This is a genomic window from Dapis purpurea BLCC-M126 (genome assembly GCF_050015975.1).
Classification (GTDB): domain Bacteria; phylum Cyanobacteriota; class Cyanobacteriia; order Cyanobacteriales; family Microcoleaceae; genus Trichodesmium.
In genome coordinates, this window is record NZ_JBNHER010000032.1 from 1 (window position 1) to 4,817 (window position 4,817).

The window sequence follows — 4,817 nt, forward strand, 5'->3', positions numbered from 1 at the left end:
CTACATCGCTCTATTTAGTATACGCTATATATAGTGTCTTTGCGTAAGTCCTGATAATATTAAGTCCAGTGTTATCGGTTTAAAAAACCACAGAAACCGGGTTTATCTGAAATGCTCTACTATACTGACATCTATCTCCCATAAACCCGGTTTCTTATAACACTTCCATTGCAAGCGGATTTGTTATCAGACATAGCAGTGGGAGCATCTTGCTCCCATACTAGTGCAGAATGGCGTAAATAACTGACCAGTTACAAAATCCTAAAAGTCTTACTAATCAATACTTCTGACTGTCTTGAGTGTGTCTTACATTCTGGAGGGGCTGTGTGCGGAATTACTTCCGCACTTTATACGCCCCGTAGGGGACCTCAGAATTACACACTCGCTTCTGACTTCTGACTTCTGACTTCCGCATAGCGGCACTAGGCATTCCTTGTTCCTATTTTTGAGCTATAAGGAGCATTTATAGGTATTTCCACACCGCTATAAAATACAGTTGTGAGGAGACATTGTTGTTTTTCATTAATAAAGCTATCCAAGGGAGGGCTTTGTTGCATGAAAGTGCTAGAAGCATTATGAAATAAGGATTTATCAATAAATATTATTAAGGCGAAAGTCTTGTAATGCAAGGATTCTAGGATATTCGTGCAACAAAGCCCCAAGGGAGTGTCATCCTCCAGAATCATATTACTGGTGTCTGGATATTCATGGGGCAGAAGAGTCATTTCAGTTATCAGTTAAATGTTTATTGTTGGTATTTTATATCATGTCCGGTTGAACACTTACTGCTGAGTGCTGACTGCTTTGTTAAGGCATCTCATGCAAATAGCTTTGATAAATTTCGGGAGTAAAGCAGACAAAAATCACCTTTTGGATGGATCGATCGCGATACAAAAAAGTAGCAACCTGTTCCAAAGCGACTTTGGCTGACACATGGGCAGGAAAGCCCAATACACCCGTACCGATAGCAGAAAAAGCAATTGTTTGTATTCCATATTGTTGTGCTAAAGTCAAGCTATTACGGTAACATTTACCTAATATTTCCACTTCTCCGTTATTACCACCTAGCCATCCAGGCCCGACAGTATGAATTACCCAACGTGCAGGCAAATTATAACCCAGAGTAATCTTAGCCTCACCCATCTGACAACTATTCAACTCCCGGCATTCTGCTGCCAATTCTGGGCCTGCTGCTTGGTGAATCGCAGCATCTACTCCTGTCTGACCAGATAAAAGTGAGTTGGTTGCATTCACAATCGCATCTACCTGTTGTTTGGTTATGTCACCCTGCACAATCTCAATGCGATGACTCACCATTATTAAAAATTTTTTAGTATAATAATGTCCATGGGATGATTGACTATAACTGCGCCGAGAATGACGATCTTCATAATGAGCAGATTTGCGATACATTTGCATTCGTCGTGCTTGTAAATGCTGTTCTAAATCTACTAAAGATTGAGCCTCTTGTTCCATCAACAGTGATTCAGGAGCAGCTAAAACTTCCTCTCTAGTTTTTGTGAGAATTTGATGAGCTGCCTCATACTCTCCCTGGTCTACTTTTTTCACTGCTTCCATTTTACCTCGCCCTGACATCATCAAAGCAACTTGTTTGCGTACCTCTGAGTTAAAAGGAAATTCCTCCAATTGATTTGCACTCACCGCCGGCAAATTTAACCCCACTCGCAGTTTCTGCCGTTCCTGTTGTTCGGGATCGTCCCAGGATAATCGAAAATAACATAAGTCTGTTGCCTCTGACATTGCTGGTATTTTGAGGCGCACTACCACCGTAAACGGATTACCCATAACAAGATTCGGCAACTTGAACTCACCCTGGCGCGTTACTTCAAAATCATTTAAAACATCTACTACTTCCACATCTCCTTGAGGCTCAATTCTTATGGTGACATTACGACCAATAGTTGCCATAATACCCTGCATTTCTGTAGCAAAAATATCGGGGAGTTGTTCGGGGGATTCAATATAATAGTAATTGCCATCTCCGCTGCTTGCCATCGCTTCCAGCAAATCTTCATTGTAGTCTTGCCCTACTCCCATAGTTGTTGTGCTGACTCCTTGTTTTGCCAAACCTTTCACATCTGAGGCAATAACATCAGGATTAGTTTCTCCATTATTTGCCAAACCATCGGAAAGCAAAATCACGCGATTCAAATGTTGAGAATTGAGATATTTACTAACTTCTACTCCTCCTTGTACCCATCCTCCATGTAGAGCAGTGTTACCTCTTGATTGAATGCGTTTAATTTGAGATGTTATAAACGCTTTATCCGTAGCAAGGGTACTAGAAATCAAAGTATCTATACGGTCATCGTAAATAGTGACACTCACGCGATCTGTTGGTAATAGTTGCTCAATGGCATAGCAAGCAGCTTGACGAGCATATTCAATTTTTCCTCCCCTCATGGAACCGGAGCGATCGATGACCAAACCGATGTTGAGTGGAGGGCGATCCATATATATTTCTACTTCTGGCGGAATAATTTTTACTAGCAAGTCTAAAGTAGTAGAAACATCCGAACCGACCGCGTTTCGCAAAGGAATTAATTCAATTTGTGGTGTTTTCATTGTGAAATTTTTCTCCTGTGGTATTAACTAGCTATCAGCTTTTAACTTACTTTTTATTTTTTATTTTTACCTTTGAGTTTTTGAGTAATACTTTGGATTAGATTTTTTTGCTCCTGGGGTGTTTTTGGGTAGACAAAATCTTCCCGCAGATGGATTTCTAAACCGGGAATAATTTCTATTCGAGTCCAATTACTAGATTTAACTTGAGATTTGGCAACAGGAGAGGGTGACGGAGCTGATAAAGGCGGTTTTGGCACTGAGCTACGTTCTTGAATCTGTTGCAAAAAATCTAAGGCGGGGTTTGCTGTAGTAATTGTTAGTTGAATACCTCCTTGAAGTAAGGATTCTAATTCGGCGTTACTTTTGGATATTGCCAAGTCATTGATGGCACTAGCACCGTAACCTTCTGCTAAGAGCCGTCGCACTACCAACATCTGCAACAAATGACGATAAATGTAAGTAGCATAACGTCCTTCTTTGAGTGGCTCATCTAGCATTCCCTGGGTGGTGTAATGGCGCACAAGGCGAGGAGTAATTTCTTCTCGAACTCTTGTGTGCGATTTCTGGAATGGCAGAAATTGAGGTAATAGTTGATTTACAACCTCTACAAATTCATCCAGAGACCATCTAGGGTCATTTTTGGCCAAACGTTCTAAGGTTTTCATGTTCTATATATTAAGGATAACAAAAATATTTGTTATTGACAACTATAATTGTAAAGTTATACAAAAAAAATTAGGCATTCTGCGAAACGTTAACGTTTAGGAGAAATTGGTTCTGGTGATGAAAATGCAATTTCATCTGATTTTGGTGTTTTAGTGATTTTTGAGTTTGTTTGAGAGGTGTTGGGTTTCCTTGTGTCAACCCAACCTACAAGATCAGTCTTTAAATGTGAAATAATTTCCTGACACTATTGTATAGTCAAAGTTTTGAGTTATGTACGGGCGAATAAGTAAGCCTCTACTTCCCCTCCTGGGAGGGGTTAGGGGTTGGTTTACTTTTGACTTCCGTGAAACGGTATTAAACTTTCAAAATTTCATCATCAAGGGAAAAATCTACCTCTACTTTATCACGGCCGGAAGCAATAAAATCATTTTCAAATGAATCTTTTAACCCAGAAATTAAGTCATATTCTGGCTGCCAATTTAATTCGGTCATCGCCTTATTTACACTAGCAAAAAAATGTTGAACTCGTAATGGAAAAGCTTTCTTTTTACCAAAGTCGAAATCTTTAGGATTATAATGTACTAATTTAATAGAATCAGGAGATTTTCCAGCAGCTTCAGCACAGGCAAGAGCTAAACCATCAAAAGTTACAAAACGTTCTCCAGAAATATTATAAATTTGCCCAATAGCTTTTTCATTTCCTAAAACATTTGCCATTGCCATTGCTAAATCTTTGACATGACCTAATTGAGTAATATGAACTCCATTACCAGGAATCGGAATCGGGCGATCGCGTACAATTCTGTCAAAAAACCATGCTTCTAAATCATTATAATTTTGTGGTCCGTAAATATAAGTAGGGCGAATAGAAGTCCAGGGTAAACCTAGATTTGCTAATTCTGTTTCTGTTTCATATTTTCCTAAATGACGACTTTTTGGATCTGTAGCATCTCCCTCAATATGAGGCATTTGGTCAGACTGTAAATAAACTCCAGCAGAACTCATATAAATGAAATGTTTGACTTGACCTTGAAAGATTTCTGCCAGAGGTTTTGTATCAGTTAATTTTCGTCCGTTATTATCAAAAACAGCATCAAATTTTTCGGATGCTAATTTTTCTTTGAGTTGGCTAGCATCGGTTCTATCCCCATGAATTTCTTTGATTCCTGAGACTGGAGCAGGTTTATTTCCACGATTAAATAATACAATTTCATGCCCTTGCTCTACCAGGATTTTTGTTAAATAAACACCAATGAATCTGGTGCCACCCATAATCAATATTCGCATTTTTCCCTCTTGTTCTAAATAGCTAATAATTTTATCATACCTATTTAGCAACTCAAAAGTCAATAGTAAGCATTCAGCATTCAGCATTCAGCATTTAGCTATCAGTTTCATTACCTTTAGTTGACAACTAAAGCTTATTTTTATTGTGCTTTAATTTATAGTTTAAAATGTAGTATAAGTTAAGTAAATACCTGGTTGATTTATTTTTTATCTAAAGATCTGACCGCTAATATCTCAATACTTAAAGTTAATATAATTATTTTTAAATAAGAAAGTGC

At 38.4% G+C, this 4,817-nt stretch carries 4 protein-coding genes; all 4 read right to left on the minus strand.

Annotated elements, in window-relative coordinates; genetic code table 11:
- Positions 1-422 precede the first annotated feature (422 nt).
- Entirely contained in the window at positions 423-725 is a 303-nt protein-coding gene (locus ACP6PL_RS03765; RefSeq protein ID WP_426542696.1) for a hypothetical protein, read from the minus strand.
- Positions 726-807: 82 nt separating this feature from the next.
- Positions 808-2,586: a macro domain-containing protein gene (locus ACP6PL_RS03770; RefSeq protein WP_426542698.1), complete on the minus strand. Its 1,779-nt coding sequence runs from the start codon at positions 2,584-2,586 to the stop codon at positions 808-810.
- 53 nt (positions 2,587-2,639) lie between these two features.
- Entirely contained in the window at positions 2,640-3,251 is a 612-nt protein-coding gene (locus ACP6PL_RS03775; RefSeq protein WP_426542700.1) for a MerR family transcriptional regulator, read from the minus strand.
- A gap of 355 nt (positions 3,252-3,606) precedes the next feature.
- Positions 3,607-4,539 carry an NAD-dependent epimerase/dehydratase family protein gene (locus ACP6PL_RS03780; protein WP_426542706.1) on the minus strand — a complete coding sequence of 311 codons (933 nt, stop codon included), beginning with the start codon at positions 4,537-4,539 and terminating at the stop codon, positions 3,607-3,609.
- Between the last annotated feature and the right edge of the window lie 278 nt (positions 4,540-4,817).

Bases quoted from the DNA above. Each gene is read 5' to 3' on its own strand.
- ACP6PL_RS03765 (WP_426542696.1), bottom strand. From the start codon at position 725: ATGACTCTTCTGCCCCATGAATATCCAGACACCAGTAATATGATTCTG.
- ACP6PL_RS03770 (WP_426542698.1), bottom strand. From the start codon at position 2,586: ATGAAAACACCACAAATTGAATTAATTCCTTTGCGAAACGCGGTCGGT.
- ACP6PL_RS03775 (WP_426542700.1), bottom strand. From the start codon at position 3,251: ATGAAAACCTTAGAACGTTTGGCCAAAAATGACCCTAGATGGTCTCTG.
- ACP6PL_RS03780 (WP_426542706.1), bottom strand. From the start codon at position 4,539: ATGCGAATATTGATTATGGGTGGCACCAGATTCATTGGTGTTTATTTA.